Below are 14,403 nucleotides of genomic sequence, written 5' to 3'. Positions count from 1 at the left end.
CGCTACCCGATGCGCCGCAGCGACGGGGGAGAAGAGGTGCTCTCCTGAAGCGCGCGCCAGACGCGCTCCGCCGTCGCCGGCGTCTCGGTGACTTGCCGACCGATGGCGTCGCTGATCGCCCCGAGGATCGCAGGCACCGCCGCGATGAGCGGCGGCTCCCCCACGCCCCGCGCACCGTACGGACCTTCGGGGTCGGGCCGCTCAACGATCACGGCCTCGATGGCCGGGACGTCCACGATGGTCGGGATGATGTAATCCGTGAAGCTCGCGTTCAGGATGCGTCCCTCCTTGACCACGAGCTCCTCCATCAGCGCCATCCCGAGTCCCTGCGCCACGCCCCCCTCGATCTGCCCCGCCACCTGTTGCGGATTGATCGCGCGCCCGACGTCGTGCGCGGCGACGTGGCGCTCCACGGTCACCTCGCCGGTCTCCACGTCCACGAGCACCTGCGCGACGTGGCTCGCGAACATGTAGGTGATGAAGGCCCGCGGCGACTTCCCCGTTTCGGCGCTCGGCGCGAGCGTCCCGGGCTTGTAGAGAGCGGAGGCCTCGAGCGAGTACCCCCGCTCCCGCGCGTGGTGCACGGCCATGCTCATCGGCATGCACACCGTCGGATCCTCGAGCCCGACGAGCTGCCCCTCTCGCAGCACCAGCTCGTCCCAGTGGAGCCCCGTCGAGATGGCCGCCGCGTCGAGGAGCTGGCGCGCCACCTCGGCCGCCGCCAGCCGCACGGCGTTGCCGCTGAAGACCGTCTGCCGCGTCGCCGAGGAGGACCCCGATTCCGGAGTGCACCCCGTGTCCCCCCCGACCACACGCACGTGATTCGGCGGGAGCCCGAGCTCCTGGGCCGCGATCTGAGCCAGCAGCGAGTGCAGTCCCTGCCCGAAGTCCACGCCTCCGCTGAAGACCTCGGCGTAACCGTCCTCGGCGATGCGCACGCGCGCCCGCGAGGCGTCGGGGAAACCGTCGCCGTACCCGAGCCCGAAGCAGATCGTGCTCACCCCGAAGCCTCGCCGCAGGTGCGGCGCCGGCGCCGCGTGGTTCCGATGGCTCCAGCCGAAGCGCTCGAGGGCGGCGTCGAGACAGTCGCTCGCGCCCGCCACCGGGATACGCTGACCGGTGGTGACGTCGTCGCCGTCGCGAAGCAGGTTCTTGCGCTTGAGCTCGATGAGGTCCACGCCGAGCGTGCGCGCCAGCTTGTAGACCATCCCCTCGTAGGCCACGGCCATCTGACAGGCCCCGAAGCCGCGCATCGCCCCCGTGGGACAGGTGTTGGTGTAGACCGAGACGCCGTCGCACGAGATGTTGGGGACGCGGTAGGGGCCCGTGCAGTGGCTGACCGCCTTGCGGAGCACCGCGGGCCCCGTCGAGGCGTACGCCCCCTCGTCGGAGTAGACGACCACCTTGGCCGCGGTGATCGTCCCGTCTCGCTGGGCCCCGAGCGTGTAGTGGATACGGATCGGGTGTCGCTTGTGGCGCGCCCGCATCGACTCCTCGCGGCTGTAGGCCAGGCGCACCGGCCGTCGCAGCTCGAGCGTCGCCAGTCCGAGGTAGATCTGGATCGAGATGTCCTCGCGCCCGCCGAAGGCTCCGCCAGACGGCGGCTGCACCACGCGCACCCGCTCCACGGGCACCCCGAGCGCCAGCGCGATCAGGCGGCGCTCCTCGTGCACCCACTGCCCGGCGGCGTGGATCACGACCGTCTCCCCGTCGAGCTCGGCCATCCCCGCCTCCAGGTCGAGGAAGGCGTGGTCCACCCCGCGCAGGTTGAAGACCTCCTCCACCACGACCTCTGCGCCAGCCAAGGCCCGGTCGGCGTCGCCCTTGCGAATGAGCTGCGAGGCGCAGACGTTGCCCTCGGCGTGGATCGGATACGACCCCGGGGCGAGCGCTTCGTCCAGCGATCCCACCACAGGCAGGAGCTCGGCCTCCACCCGCACCGCGCGACAGGCCTCCTCTGCGAGCTTCGGCGTCACGGCCACCACGACGCCGAGCGCGTCCCCGAGGTAGCGCACCCGGTCGGTGCAGAAGACCGGGTGGTCGCGGCGGATGAGTCCGTGCCGGTTCGTCCCCTTGACGTCGGCGGCGGTGTAGACCGCCACCACCCCCGGCGCGCGCCGGGCCGCCTCCACGTCGATTCGTTTCAAGCGGGCGTGCGCGTGCGGACTGCGGATGACCGCGGCGGAGAGGACCTCGGGCCCCGCCAGGTCGCCCCCGAAGCGGGTCTCGCCGGTCACGCGACCGAGCGCATCGAACCTGCGAATGCTCTGACCGATGCTCACCGCCGACCTCCTGCCGCGGCAGCCTCCCGTCGCCCGTGCTCCCCGGCCTTCTGCACTGCCTCCACGATCTTCACGTATCCCGTGCAGCGGCAGAGGTTCCCTTCGAGCGCGCGCCGGATCTCGTCCGCCGAGGGGTCGGGATTCCGTTCCAGCAGCGCCGCGGCGCTCACCAGGAGCCCCGGCGTGCAGTAGCCGCACTGCACCGCCCCGGCGGCGATGAAGCTGTCCTGCACCGGGTGGAGCCGATCGTCCGTGGCGAGTCCTTCCACGGTCACCACGGCGCGCCCGTCCACCTGCGGCGCCAGCACCAGGCACGAGGTGACCGGCGCCCCGTCGAGGAGCACCGTGCAGCTCCCGCATTCGCCCTCCAGGCACGCCCCCTTGGTCCCCGTCAGGCGCAGGCGCTCCCGCAGCACGTCGTAGAGCGTCTCCGTCGGCTCCACGCGCAGCTCGTGGCGCACGCCGTTCACGGTGAAGCTGACCGGCCAGGTGGCCTCCTCCGCCCCCGCACGCTTGCCGTCGCTCATCTGTGACCTCCCTGGGCCAGCTCCGTGAGGAGCCGGCGCGTCAGCGTGCCGGCCATCGCGCGCCGGTACGCCTCGCCCCCTCGATGATCGGTGATCGGCGTGACCGCTTGCTCCGCGAGCTCCGCCGCGCGCGCGATCGCCGCCTCGGTCAGTCCTTGCTGGTCGAGCAGCGCTTCGGCCTTCGCGATCCGCAGCGGCACCGGCGCGGCGCACCCGACAGCCAGCGCCACGTCTCCTCCCGGACCGACCGACGCCGCCGCCATGACCACCGAGATCGCGACCGCCCCGCGCTTGCCGAGCTTGTAGAAGACGCTCCGCCGCCCTAAGGGGACGTGGACCGCGCGCAGCAGCTCGTCCGGGGCCAGGCTCGTGCGGCCCGGCCCGACGAACACCTGTTCGAGGGGCACCCGGCGACGCCCGCGCCGGCTGAGCAGCTCGGCCTCGGCCTTGAGCGCGAGGAGCGCGACCGTCACGTCCCCCGCCGGCGACGCGGTCCCGATCTGTCCCCCCACGGTGCCGAGGTTCCGGATCTGCGGCCCTCCCACGGTCTCCGCCGCGGCCGCGAGCGCCGTCTCCTTGCAGCGCTCGAGCCGCGCATGCGTAACGCGCGCCCCGACCACGAGGTGACCGTCCCGTTCCTGGAGCTCGTCGAGACCCGGCACGCGGCTCAGGTCGATGAGGTTCTTCACCTCGAGCTTCCCCTTGCGCAGGCCGACCACGAGGTCCGTTCCCCCCGCGAGAAACGTCCCGTCGCCCCCCAGGCGAGCCTTGAGCTCCAGAGCTTCGTCGATGCTGCGCGGTTGATGGTACATGGCGGACCCTGAGGCGACCCGGTCGGGTCGTGCACGCTTCGAAGCAGCGCCAAAATCTTAGGTTACCAAAGGAATCCCGGCGATGTAAGGGCGGCCGCCCCCCGCCCCCCTCTCGAGCCAATGGGCGACAATCACTCGTGATTGTGATGGCGGTGGGGCTCGCCTTCCTCCTCCTCGGAGCAGACCGACGGGAAGCGCTCCCCGTCGGCGGTGACGGCCCACTTCCAGATGGGGACCTCGCGCTTCAGGCGCCGGACGAAGAAGGTCATCGCCTCGAGCCCCTCCGCGCGGTGGCAGGACCAGATCACGACCCGCAGCGAGGCTTCGCCCACGCCGATGCGCCCCACGCGATGCCAGCAGAAGAGGTCTCGGATCGGAAAACGCGCCGCCGTCTCCTCGGCCACGCGCCGCAGCTGGGCCTCCGCCATCTCGGGGTAGTGCTCGTACTCGAGCGCGACGATCGGTCGCCCGTGCTCCTCCGCGCGCACGCGGCCGTGAAAGATGAGCTCCGAGCCGTCGTCACGACGACCGTCGTCGCTGCCCAGCTCCGGCAGCGGCCCTGTCACCACGTGCGCCGCGATCACCCTAACCTCCCTGCATCGGTGGGATGAGAGCCACCTCGTCCCCGTCGGAGAGCGGCGTCTCTTTCTCGACGAACTGCTGATTCACCGCCAGGCGAAAGACCATCCGCGCGAGCGACGGGCCGAGGCGCGCCCGGATCTCGCGCTCGAGATCCGCGGCCCGGCTCCCGTGCGGCAGCTCCAACGAGAGGAGCTCCTGCCCGAGGAGGTGCTTCACGTGCGAGAAGCAGCGGAGCGTCACCGTGATCTGCTGCGCCATGTCAGCTCCCTTTCGCCGAGCCCGCCACGTGGGCCCCGGGAAGGAGCCGCGCGCGGAGCGCCTCGCCGTCAGTCAGGTCCTGCGCCCCCGGCCCCGCCTCGAGCAGCGCGTTTGCCCCGAGCGCGGCCGTCAGCATGTGCGAGCCGTGTCGCGGCGTCGCCGCGGCGTATAGCCCCTCCCGCTCGACCCAGACCCGCCCGAAGAGGAAGCGGTGCAGCTTGCCCTCGCGCGGAAAGGTCCCAACGAGCCGCGCGGAGACCTTCTCGCCGAGCGGGCGACCCGAGAGTCGCGCCAGCGCGGGCCACACGTACTCCAGAAAGCACACCAGCGACGAGACGGGGTTCCCCGGCAGACCGAAGAAGGCCCGCCCGGGTCCCGCGGCGAAGAGGAGCGGCTTGCCCGGCTTCTGCGCCACCTTCCAGAACCGCTGCTCGAAACCGAGGGGGACCACGACCTCGCGGACGAAGTCGAACTGCCCCATCGACACGCCGCCCGAGGAGACCACCACCTCCGCGCGCTCCGATGCGCGCCGGAACGCCGTCTCGAGCGCCGGCCGGTCGTCGCGCACGCGCTCCGCCGTAACGACCTCCGCGCCGACGACGCGCAGCAGCTCGCCAAGCACCGTCAGGTTCGAGTCGTAGATCTCGCCGGGGCCGAGCGGTTCGCCGGGCGAGCGGAGCTCGTCCCCGGTGCAGAGGAGCGCCACGCGGGGCCGTCGCCAAACCCGCGCCTCGGTCCAGCCGAAGCTCGTCGCGACCCCCAGCTCGGCCGCCCCGAGGCAGGTCCCCTCGGCGAGCACCGTCGTCCCCGCCTCGAGCTCCTCCCCCTCGCGCCGCACGTTCTGACCGGCGCGCGCCGGCCGCGAGAAGGTGACCGGCGTGCGCTCGAAGCCGCTCGTCTGCTCCACCATCACGACCGCGTCCGCCCCCTCGGGGAGCGGGGCTCCGGTCATAATCTGCGCGCACTCGCCCGGCCCCAGCGCCGCGCTCGTCGGGTGACCCGCGCCAACCACGACGCGTCGCTCGAGCAGCACCGGCGCCTCGGCGGTGGCCCCCTCCAGCTCGGCGGCCCGCACGGCGAAGCCGTCCATCGCGGAATTGGTGAAGCGCGGCTGGCCGAACGGGGCGACCAGCGGCTCCGCCAGGACGCGCCCGCTCGCCTCCTGAAGCGCAACGCGCTCCGCCTCGGGCCGCCAGAGCGCCTGCTCGATCAGTCCGTGCGCCTCTGACACCGCGATCATCGGTCCCGCTCCACCGCCCCGGCGACGAACGTCCCGCTGCGGCCCCCCTGCTTCTCGAGCAGCCGGACCCCCTCGATGCGCATCTCGCGATCCACCGCCTTGCACATGTCGTAGATCGCGAGCGCGGCCACGCTGACGGCCACGAGCGCCTCCATCTCCACCCCCGTGGCCTCCGTGACGCGCGCCGTCGCCTCGAGGCGCAGCCCGTCCGCCGCCGGCGCAATCTGGACGTCCAGCCAGCTGAGGCAGAGCGGGTGACAGAGGGGAATCAGCTCCGCCGTGCGCTTGGCGGCCTGGATGCCGGCCAGCTTGGCGCAGGAAAGGACGCTCCCCTTGGGAACCGCGTCGCCCAGGATCGCCTCGAGCGTCTCGGGGCGCATGCGCACGTACCCCTCGGCGCGGGCCGACCGCTCCGTCCGCTGCTTGTCCGTCACGTCCACCATCCGAAGCTCGCCGCGGGCGTCCAGATGCGAAAGGGTCGTCATGCGTCTGCTCCTCACCCACCGATCTGGGTCATGCTCGTGCGCGGGGGACCGCTCTGGGAGGCCTTCTGGGCCGCCCAGCCGTCCACGAGTTTCTGCCGCATCGCGTGACAGATCAGCTCTCCGAGTTCCTCGTCGGTCGCACCGCCGCGGAGCAGCGGGCGCAGGTCGTGCTCCTCGCCGGAGTAGAGGCAGTTCCGGATGCACCCGTCGGCGGTGAGACGAATGCGGTTGCAGCTCCCGCACAGGCTGCGCGTGTAGGACGGGATCACGGCCACCTTCCCCGCGTGCCCGGGCAACCGATAGACGTGCTCCTCGGTGCTCGAGCCGGACTCCGCCGCCAGGTCGGGGTGCGCCTCGCGCAGTCGCGCGACGATGAGTTCGCTACCGAAGTACCGCCCGCGCTTCCAGACCTGGTGCTCGTCGAAGGGCATGAGCTCGATGAACCGCACCGTGAGCGGCGCTGTCCGCGTCAGCGCGGCGAAGTCCAGAAGCTCGTCGTCGTTGAACCCGCGCATCACCACGACGTTGACCTTCACCGACGGGAACCCGAGGGCGAGGGCGTGCCGCACGCTCTCCAGCACCTTCCCCGCGCCGGGGCGCCGCGTGATCTGCAGGAAGCGCTCCTCGCGGAGGGAATCCAGGCTGACGTTGAGACCTCGAAGCCCGGCCGCGAGCAATCCGTCGGCCCGCTCGCGCAAGAGCACCCCATTCGTGGTCAGGTGGACCGATTCGACCCCCGGCACGCGCACCATCCCCGCCACGAGCTCCCCGATCTCCTTGCGCACCAGCGGCTCGCCGCCCGTCAGGCGCACCTTCGTGACGCCGAGGCCCGCCGCCACGCGCACCACGCGCAGGAGCTCGTCGGCCGAGAGAAGGTGCTCTCCGGCCTTGAAGTCCACCCCCTCGGGGGGCATGCAGTAGACACACCGGAGGTTGCACGCCTCCGTCACCGCGACGCGGAGGTAGTCGAAGACGCGCCCGAAGCGGTCCCGGATCTCGGTGCGAGGAGGTACGTCGGTCATCCGAGCTCTGTGCGCACGTCGGCGCGCGCAGAGCATGCCCCATCTCCGGGACCCAGACCAGCGCCAGCGGACCACGGATAGAAGGCCCTTCCCTCGCCGCGACGGACACGGCGACGGACGCCTCGACGCCCACGATGGACCGGAATATCCTGATCCGAGCCACCACCCGATGGAGTCGGCCGATGATCGCCCCCCATGGCTCCGACGTCCTGCGCCCGCTCCTGGTCGAGGACGCCACCGAGCACGCACGCCTCACGCGCGAAGCGAGCGCCCTGCGCGCCGTGCCCGTCTCCTCCACGGCGGCGGCGAACGCCGTGATGCTCGGGAGCGGGTACTTCACCCCCCTCGAGGGCTTCATGGACCTGGACCAGGCGGTCGAGGTGGCCGACAGGCTACGTCTTCCGACGGGGCTCTTCTGGCCCGTCCCGATCCTGAACCTCGTCCCGGCGAGCGCCCTCGGACCCGGGGTGACCCCGGGGGAACGGATCGCGCTGCTCGACCCGGGGGTACCCGGCGGCCCTCCGCTGGCGATCCAGACCGTGGCCCGGACGGAGGCCGTCTCCTCCTCGCTCCTCGAGCGCATCGTGCGCCAGGTCTTCGGCACCACGGACCCCGCCCACCCGGGAGTGCGTGCCTGGAGCTCGGCCGGAGACACACTCGTCTCGGGGCCGATCCAGGTGCTGAACCATTCCTACTTTCGCGACGATTTCCCCGACACCTTTCGTACGGCGCCGGAGCTGCGTCAGACCATCGCCGACCTCGGCTGGAAGAAGGTCGTGGCCTTTCAGACGCGCAACCCGATGCACCGGGCGCACGAGGAGCTGTGCCGCATGGCGCAGGCCGCCCTCGGCGCCGACGGCATCTTGATCCACATGCTGCTCGGCAAGCTCAAGCCCGGGGACATCCCGGCCGACGTGCGGGACGCGTCCATCCGCACGCTGGTCGACCGCTACTTCCCCGAGCGCTCGGTGCTCGTGGCCGGCTACGGCTTCGACATGCTCTACGCCGGGCCCCGCGAGGCGCTCCTGCACGCGCTCTTCCGGCAGAACGCGGGGTGCACCCACCTCATCGTGGGGCGCGACCACGCCGGTGTAGGCAGCTACTACGGCCCCTTCGACGCGCAGACTATCTTCGACGCGCTCCCGATGGGGGCGCTCGAGATCGAGATCTTTCGCGCAGACCACACGGCGTGGTCCCGCAAGCTGGGCCGCGTCGTGATGATGCGCGACTGCCCGGACCATACCCCCGAGGACTACGTCACGCTCTCCGGCACCAAAGTGCGCGAGCTGCTCGCCGCCGGGCAGGACCTGCCCGAGGAGTTCACCCGTCCCGAGGTGGCGGAGATCCTGCGCGCCTACTACCGCTCGCAGGACGGCTAGAAGGGGTAGCGGCCGAGGCTCAGGGCCCTCAGGAGAGGGCCAGCTTCAGCCGCGCGCGGAGCTCCCAACCCGTCTGGCTGAGCGCGAAGTCCGCCAGGTCGGCCTCCGCCTCCGGCTCCAGACTGCCCGCGATGCGCATCGCCAGCCCCACGTCTCCGCAGGCGAGCCAGCCCACCCGATCGGCGGTGCGCTGCGTGCCCCGCAGCCAGACCCCGAGGTTGAGCCGTTCGGTTCGCGCCTGCAGCCCCGACAAGACCTTCTTGATCGCCTGGCGCAGCTCCCCACGCCCCTCCAGCTCCCGACGAACCTCCGCCACCTCTCCCGATGGGTCGGGGACCTCGAGCTTCGGATAGCTCGCGGCGAGGCCCGCGAGCACGTAGGTCTTGAGCTGCCCCTTCGACCGCCACGCGGCCACCACGCGCCCCGGCGAGAGGAGCCAGAGCGTCCGCCCGAGGCGAAACCGGAGCTCGGTCTCGTCGTCCCCATAGAGCGCCGCGGCCCCGACGAGGAGCAGCGGCGGGTCGAGCCCCACCCCCTCCCTGTTCCCGCCGAGCGGCGACTGCAGCATGACCGTCGGCCGCGTCACGCCGAGCTGCGAGGCGAGGTCTCCCAGGATGCGGCGAAAGAGCTCCGGCTGGCCCGCCTCGGGCAACGGCGTCCCCTCGAGGCCGAGCGTCTCCGGACGCAACGGGTGCAGCCTGTGGATGAGCGGGCCCAGCTGTCGGAAGAGCAGCGTGAGCGCGGGCTCCTCCTCCGGGTGCCGGAAGAGCTCCTCGACCTCGGGGGTCAGCCGGCCGGAGTGCAGCACCGGGCGCTGTCCGCGGCGCGCCGCGACGAACTGGCGCTCCTCGTCGCTCGCCACCTGGCGCTGGACCGCCACCGCGGCCGTGACGAAGGCCGCGTCCGTGCGGTCCGCGCGAAGGTGCAGCAGGAAGAGCTCGTGCAGGGGTTCCACGTGCTGCGGGTCGGTGCGCAGGAGCGCGCGGTAACCGAGCACCGCCTCCGGCCAGCGGTCCGGGTCCACCGCGTTCATGGCCGCGATGCTCGTCCGGAGCACGCGATCCTCGGGGTCGAGGCGCAGGGCGGCCTCCGCGGCGAGCCGCGCCTTCTCCCGATCGCCGAGACGCTCGAGGTAGAGCTGAACCAGCCGCTTCCACAGCTTGCCGGCCCACTCGGGGTCCTGGCCCCCGAGGACGTGGAGCGTGCGTCGGTACTGCTGCTCGAGGTCTGGAAGCCGATCGAGCGAGAGGAGCAGACGCTCCGCCTCATCGAAGGCCTCCTGCATGGTGGGGTCCACGCCGATCGCCGTCTGCAGGTGGCCGACCGCCTCCTCGGGGTTCCCGACGATTTCGCTGATCCGCGCCGCCACCAGGTGCGCCGCGGTCAGCTCGGGCTGCGACTCGAGCGCCGCCTGCACCCGGATCATCGCCTCCTCTGCGGCCTCGGGAGATGGCTCCACGGACATGAAGCGCGCGAGCGCCGCGAAGACCTCGTACTCCGGCTGCGGGTCGAGCGCCACGGCGCGCTCGAAGGCCTCTGCCGCCTCAGAGAAGCGCCCCGCCTCGAGGAGCACCTCGCCCTTGCGGTACCTCTCCTCGCCCTGCAACGCGGCGTTGCGCTGCGAGTGGTCGACCCCGCCCTTCAACTGGAGGTCGTACGCGGCCCGCTCCTGCGGGTCCGAGAGGATGGCGAAGGCCTCGTCGAGACGACCGCGGATCTCCTCGAGCCGGCCGTAGGCGTCCTCGCCGAGCTCTTCCCGCCGGTAGCGTCCGAGGTCGAACTGCTTGCGCTTGATCTGGTAGGCCACCTCGATCCCGTCGGGCGCGGTGTCCGGAATCACTCCCAGGACCTGGTAGTGCGTCGCGTCGTGCACCCCGAGGTAGGTGGACTCGATGACCTGTCGAGCCAGGTCGAGCTCCGCCGTCTCGACGCGCCTCGGTCGTCGCTTCGCCGACGACGGGGAACGCGCGGGAGGCGGCTCCACGGGCGCCTGGGGCAGCACCGCCTCGGCCGTCGAGGGGGGCAGGTCGGGGAGGACGAGCAACCCCGAGTCCTCGTACCGCGCATCCGCCGCCGCTGCCACGGCTCCCGGTCGCACCGCCTCCCGGGGCGGCGTCGCGAGGGCCGCGAAGGACCCCGTGAGCGGCTTGATCGTGCCCGACGAAATGAGCGCGGCCGACGACGCGGCCGACGACGGCGCGACGAGCACGTCGAGCGGCACGTCCTCGACCGAAACCGCCACCGGGACCGCCGCGGCCACCGCCACCGGGTCGCGCAGCTCGGCGAGCCCGCACTGCAGCAGCACGTCGAGCTGCAGCACCGCGTCGCGGAAATCCACCGCGTGCATCAGCGCACCGATCGCCACCCCCGGGCCCATACGCGAGATCACCGCGTCCCCGTAGACCGACTGGTAGATGCCGCGAAAATGCTCGAAGCGAGGCAGCAGCGCGACCCCGTGCGCCGCCTGGTGGATGAGCTGCCCCGTCGCCGCCTCGAGACTCGGGTTGCGCTTGAGCCCTTCGAAGACCAGCCAGACCGGATCGAGCGTGCAGTTCGGCACCTGCGACCCGACCTGCGCGTCGGCCACGAAGGCCCAGCTCCCCTCGCGCCAGCGCAGACAGACCTCGATCTTGTACTGCGTCTGCGCCACCAGCTCCGCCATGACGTCCTGCTCGGAGAGAAAGCCGAGCCGCACCAGCGCCTCCCCGTACTTGATCTGGCGGCGCTGCGATTCGGTGAGCGCTTGCTGGTACTGGTCGAGCGTCAGCCCGCCGCGACGGACGAGGAGCTGCCCGAGCGTCTCGGCGCGCACGTTCGACTGCACGAAGATCGGGTGCCCCACCATCAGGTAGATCACCTTGCGCACGCTGCCGTGCTTCAGCTCGAGCGTCCCCGAGTGCAGATTCTCGAGCGCCTCGAGGAGCAGCTGGGCGAGCGAGGTCTGACTCAGGGACCCGGCTCGGTCGGGGCTACGCTCGGGCGTCTCGACGAGCGCCGGGGCAGCCGCCCGGGTCGTCGGAGCCACCGACGCGCCTGCCATGGCCTGTGCCATCGTGGTGAGCGGCGATGGTCCGGCCTCCGCCCCCTGGCGCCCGTCCTGAACCCCCGTGACGCGGTCGGGCAGGGTCAAGCGCGACGGAGTGGGCGTGGGACCCGCAGCCGGCGTCTCCAGCCGGGATGGCCGCGGCTCGGGCGCCGCCGGTCCGCGCCGCATCTCGCCCGCCTCGGCCCGGCGGGAGAGGAGCTGGCGCACGAGCTGGCCGAGCTGCCGCGGGCTGAAGGGCTTGAGCATCACCGCGACATGGTGGTCGAGCTCGAGGCGCCGGAGCGTCTTCTGGTCGCGCACCACCGCCGACGTGACGAGGATCGGGACCTTGGCTCCCTCGGGCAGACGACGGACGTTGTTCACGAGGTCGAACCCGCTCATGCGCGGCATGATCAGGTCGGTGATGAGCAGGTCCGGGTGATGCTTGCGGAAGAGATCGAGTCCCTCCTGCCCGTCCGCCGCCCCGATGACCTCGATGTTCAGGTACCGCAGCATCTGGTCCCGGACCAACACCTGCTCGACGATGCGCCGAGTATGGATGTCGTCCTCGACGACCAGCACTTTGGGTGCTTGCACGCCCATTGGATACCAGATTTCCCGCCGGCGTGCACGGGGCGTGCGCGAGAGCCTATCCGACGGCGATTCGGGCCATCGGCTGCACCGTCACGGTGGGCAGCAGCTCGTTGTACGAGAGCACCGCGAGGTCCGGGAAGTCGGTCTCGATGAGGCGCCGCACGTAGCGTCGGACGTCCACCGTCGTCAGGACCACCGGGAGGGGCTCCTCCCCCGGCCAGCCGCCGACCTGCGCGTGAAAGGCCTGCAGGATGTCCCTCCCGAGCTCGGGCTCGAGGGCCAGGTAACTCCCCTTCGGGGTGCGCTGGATCGAGTCGCGCACCGTCTGTTCGATCATGGGGTCGAGGAGCAGCGCTCGGATCTGCTGGCTCGGGCCGGCGTAGCGGTAGCTCACCTGCCGGCGCAGCGCCCCCCGCACATACTCCGTCAAGACCACGGGGTCCTTCTCGAGCGGTCCCCATTCCGCGAGGCAGTGCAGCACCTCGCGCAGGTTGCGGATGCTCACCCCCTCCTCCACGAGGCGGCGGAGGACCTCCGAGAGCGTGTGGATGGAGATCAGCTTGGGGACAACCTCGTGCACGAGCGCAGGGTGCGTCGCCTCCAGCTTGTCGAGGAGCTGCTGGGTCTCCTGGATCCCGATCAGCTCCGAACCGTGAAGCCTTAGCACGCGTCCGAGGTGCAGCACGAGCTGTGTCGGCGCCTCGACGAGCTGCACGCCGAGCGAGGCCAGACGCGCCGCCTCCGCCGCAGCCACCCGGCAACAGGGGGGGGCGACGCCGGGCGCCTCGACCGGAAACGGGGCCGAGACTCCGAGCTCCGCGAGCTGCGCCGGCCCCGCGAGCGCGAGTACGGTCTCCGGCACCAGGGCCCCGCTCGCTACCGGCACCTCCGCCAGCAGGATCCGGTATTCCTCCGGGCCAAGGAGCGCCGGCCCGGGGCGAACGTGCACCCCAGGGAGGATCAGCCCGAGCTCCGTGTTGAGCAGCTCCCGCAGCCCGGGGACGAGCTCTCGCAGAAACCGCCCCCCCTCGCTCGACGCATCCACGAGCGAGGCGAGCGCGCTGCCGACCTCCAGGGCCACGGCGCTCGGCATCGTCACCTCGTCCTCCGGCGCCTCCTCGCCCGACGCGTCGCCCGGCGCCGCCTCTCGCTGACCTCTTCGCCCTCGGCCGCCGCGCGCACCCTTCGCCGCCACGCGCCCCTCGGCCTGACGCCGCTTCACGAGGTAGGTCGCGCCCCCGGCCACGACGGACAGGAGCAGAAACGGCACCGCGGGCAGCCCCGGAACGGCGGCCAGCAGGGCGAGCAGCCCCGCCGCGATACCGATGGCGCGCGGCTGCGCGAGCACCTGTTGCCCGATGTCCTGACCCAGGTGCGAGCTGCCATCCTCGGAGGCCACGCGCGTGACCACGATCCCCGAGGCGATGGACATCAGCAGGGCCGGGATCTGGCTCACCAGCCCGTCCCCGATGGTGAGCACCGAGTAGAGCTGTGCCGCCTCACCGGCGGACATCCCCCGCTGCAGCACGCCGATGAGCAGTCCTCCGACGATGTTCACGATCGCGATCAGGATGCCGGCGATCGCATCCCCTTTGACGAACTTCATCGCGCCGTCCATCGAGCCGTAGAGCTGCGACTCCCGCTGCAGCGACGCGCGGAGCTTGCGGGCGTCGTCCATCTCGATCGCCCCGGCCCGCACGTCCGCATCGATGGCCATCTGGCGCCCCGGCATGGCGTCGAGGGTGAAGCGCGCAGCGACCTCGGCCACGCGCTCGCTCCCCTTGGCGATCACCACGAACTGGATGAGGGTCAGGATGAGGAAGATCACGGCCCCGACCACCAGGTTTCCCGCCACGACGAAGTTGCCGAAGCTGTAGATCACCTCTCCCGCATCGGCTTGCAGCAGGATCAGGCGCGTCGAGGAGACATTCAGCCCCAGCCGGAAGAGCGTCGTGATGAGAAGGATGCTCGGAAAGGCCGCGATGCGCAGCGCGTTGGGGACGTAGATACTCACCAGGAGCATCACCACCGAGATGGCGATATTCGAGGTGATGAGCAGGTCCAAGACAAAGGTGGGCAACGGGATGATCATCATCCCGACGATCCCGACCACCATCGCGGCCAGCGCGAGGTCGCCGTAGCGCGTGAGCGCCGCCCCCATTTTCTGCTGCCCCGATGCGCCGAAGATCCCCATGTG

The 14,403-nt window shown here is 71.4% G+C and carries 11 protein-coding genes; 1 reads left to right on the top strand and 10 read right to left on the bottom strand.

Annotated features, from left to right (window positions below; genetic code table 11):
* Positions 1-2 precede the first annotated feature (2 nt).
* The 8 genes from IT371_15305 to moaA form a co-directional block, all read right to left on the bottom strand.
* On the bottom strand, positions 3-2,282 hold the full coding sequence (locus IT371_15305) for a xanthine dehydrogenase family protein molybdopterin-binding subunit (GenBank protein ID MCC6749026.1): 2,280 nt from the start codon (positions 2,280-2,282) through the stop codon (positions 3-5).
* The gene (locus IT371_15300; GenBank protein ID MCC6749025.1) at positions 2,279-2,809 is read right to left on the bottom strand and encodes a (2Fe-2S)-binding protein; all 531 of its coding nucleotides are present in this window, start codon (positions 2,807-2,809) and stop codon (positions 2,279-2,281) included. Before IT371_15300 ends, IT371_15305 begins: the two co-directional genes overlap by 4 nt.
* Positions 2,806-3,621 (bottom strand): FAD binding domain-containing protein, encoded by an 816-nt coding sequence (locus tag IT371_15295; GenBank protein ID MCC6749024.1) that lies wholly within the window; start codon positions 3,619-3,621, stop codon positions 2,806-2,808. Before IT371_15295 ends, IT371_15300 begins: the two co-directional genes overlap by 4 nt.
* A gap of 131 nt (positions 3,622-3,752) precedes the next feature.
* The gene (locus IT371_15290) at positions 3,753-4,205 is read right to left on the bottom strand and encodes a molybdenum cofactor biosynthesis protein MoaE (protein MCC6749023.1); all 453 of its coding nucleotides are present in this window, start codon (positions 4,203-4,205) and stop codon (positions 3,753-3,755) included.
* A gap of 1 nt (position 4,206) precedes the next feature.
* Positions 4,207-4,461, bottom strand: coding sequence for a MoaD/ThiS family protein (locus tag IT371_15285; protein MCC6749022.1), 255 nt, complete (start codon positions 4,459-4,461; stop codon positions 4,207-4,209).
* Between the two features lies 1 nt (position 4,462).
* Positions 4,463-5,701, bottom strand: coding sequence for a molybdopterin molybdotransferase MoeA (locus IT371_15280; GenBank protein ID MCC6749021.1), 1,239 nt, complete (start codon positions 5,699-5,701; stop codon positions 4,463-4,465).
* Positions 5,698-6,186, bottom strand: coding sequence for a cyclic pyranopterin monophosphate synthase MoaC (moaC, locus tag IT371_15275; protein ID MCC6749020.1), 489 nt, complete (start codon positions 6,184-6,186; stop codon positions 5,698-5,700). Before moaC ends, IT371_15280 begins: the two co-directional genes overlap by 4 nt.
* Before the next feature lie 11 nt (positions 6,187-6,197).
* Complete coding sequence (moaA, locus tag IT371_15270; GenBank protein MCC6749019.1) at positions 6,198-7,208, bottom strand: GTP 3',8-cyclase MoaA; 1,011 nt, start codon at positions 7,206-7,208, stop codon at positions 6,198-6,200.
* Between the two features lie 182 nt (positions 7,209-7,390).
* Here moaA and sat point away from each other — a divergent pair, with 182 nt between their 5' ends.
* A complete protein-coding gene (gene sat, locus IT371_15265) occupies positions 7,391-8,587 on the top strand; it encodes a sulfate adenylyltransferase (protein MCC6749018.1) in 1,197 nt (398 codons plus the stop codon).
* Between the two features lie 28 nt (positions 8,588-8,615).
* On the opposite strand, the gene IT371_15260 is transcribed toward sat, so the two are convergent.
* Together IT371_15260 and sctV are read right to left on the bottom strand one after the other, a co-directional pair.
* Positions 8,616-12,209, bottom strand: coding sequence for a response regulator (locus IT371_15260; GenBank protein MCC6749017.1), 3,594 nt, complete (start codon positions 12,207-12,209; stop codon positions 8,616-8,618).
* 52 nt (positions 12,210-12,261) lie between these two features.
* The gene (gene sctV / locus IT371_15255) at positions 12,262-14,367 is read right to left on the bottom strand and encodes a type III secretion system export apparatus subunit SctV (protein ID MCC6749016.1); all 2,106 of its coding nucleotides are present in this window, start codon (positions 14,365-14,367) and stop codon (positions 12,262-12,264) included.
* Positions 14,368-14,403: the final 36 nt, after the last annotated feature.

The organism is Deltaproteobacteria bacterium (genome assembly GCA_020848905.1).
Classification (GTDB): domain Bacteria; phylum Myxococcota_A; class Polyangia.
This window is presented reverse-complemented; position numbering and strand designations above follow the sequence as displayed.

Coding starts and splice junctions, on each gene's coding strand:
- IT371_15295 (MCC6749024.1), bottom strand. CDS start 3,621: ATGTACCATCAACCGCGCAGCATCGACGAAGCTCTGGAGCTCAAGGCT.
- IT371_15280 (MCC6749021.1), bottom strand. CDS start 5,701: ATGATCGCGGTGTCAGAGGCGCACGGACTGATCGAGCAGGCGCTCTGG.
- sctV (MCC6749016.1), bottom strand. CDS start 14,367: ATGGGGGCGGCGCTCACGCGCTACGGCGACCTCGCGCTGGCCGCGATG.
- moaA (MCC6749019.1), bottom strand. CDS start 7,208: ATGACCGACGTACCTCCTCGCACCGAGATCCGGGACCGCTTCGGGCGC.
- moaC (MCC6749020.1), bottom strand. CDS start 6,186: ATGACGACCCTTTCGCATCTGGACGCCCGCGGCGAGCTTCGGATGGTG.
- IT371_15300 (MCC6749025.1), bottom strand. CDS start 2,809: ATGAGCGACGGCAAGCGTGCGGGGGCGGAGGAGGCCACCTGGCCGGTC.
- sat (MCC6749018.1), top strand. CDS start 7,391: ATGATCGCCCCCCATGGCTCCGACGTCCTGCGCCCGCTCCTGGTCGAG.
- IT371_15285 (MCC6749022.1), bottom strand. CDS start 4,461: ATGGCGCAGCAGATCACGGTGACGCTCCGCTGCTTCTCGCACGTGAAG.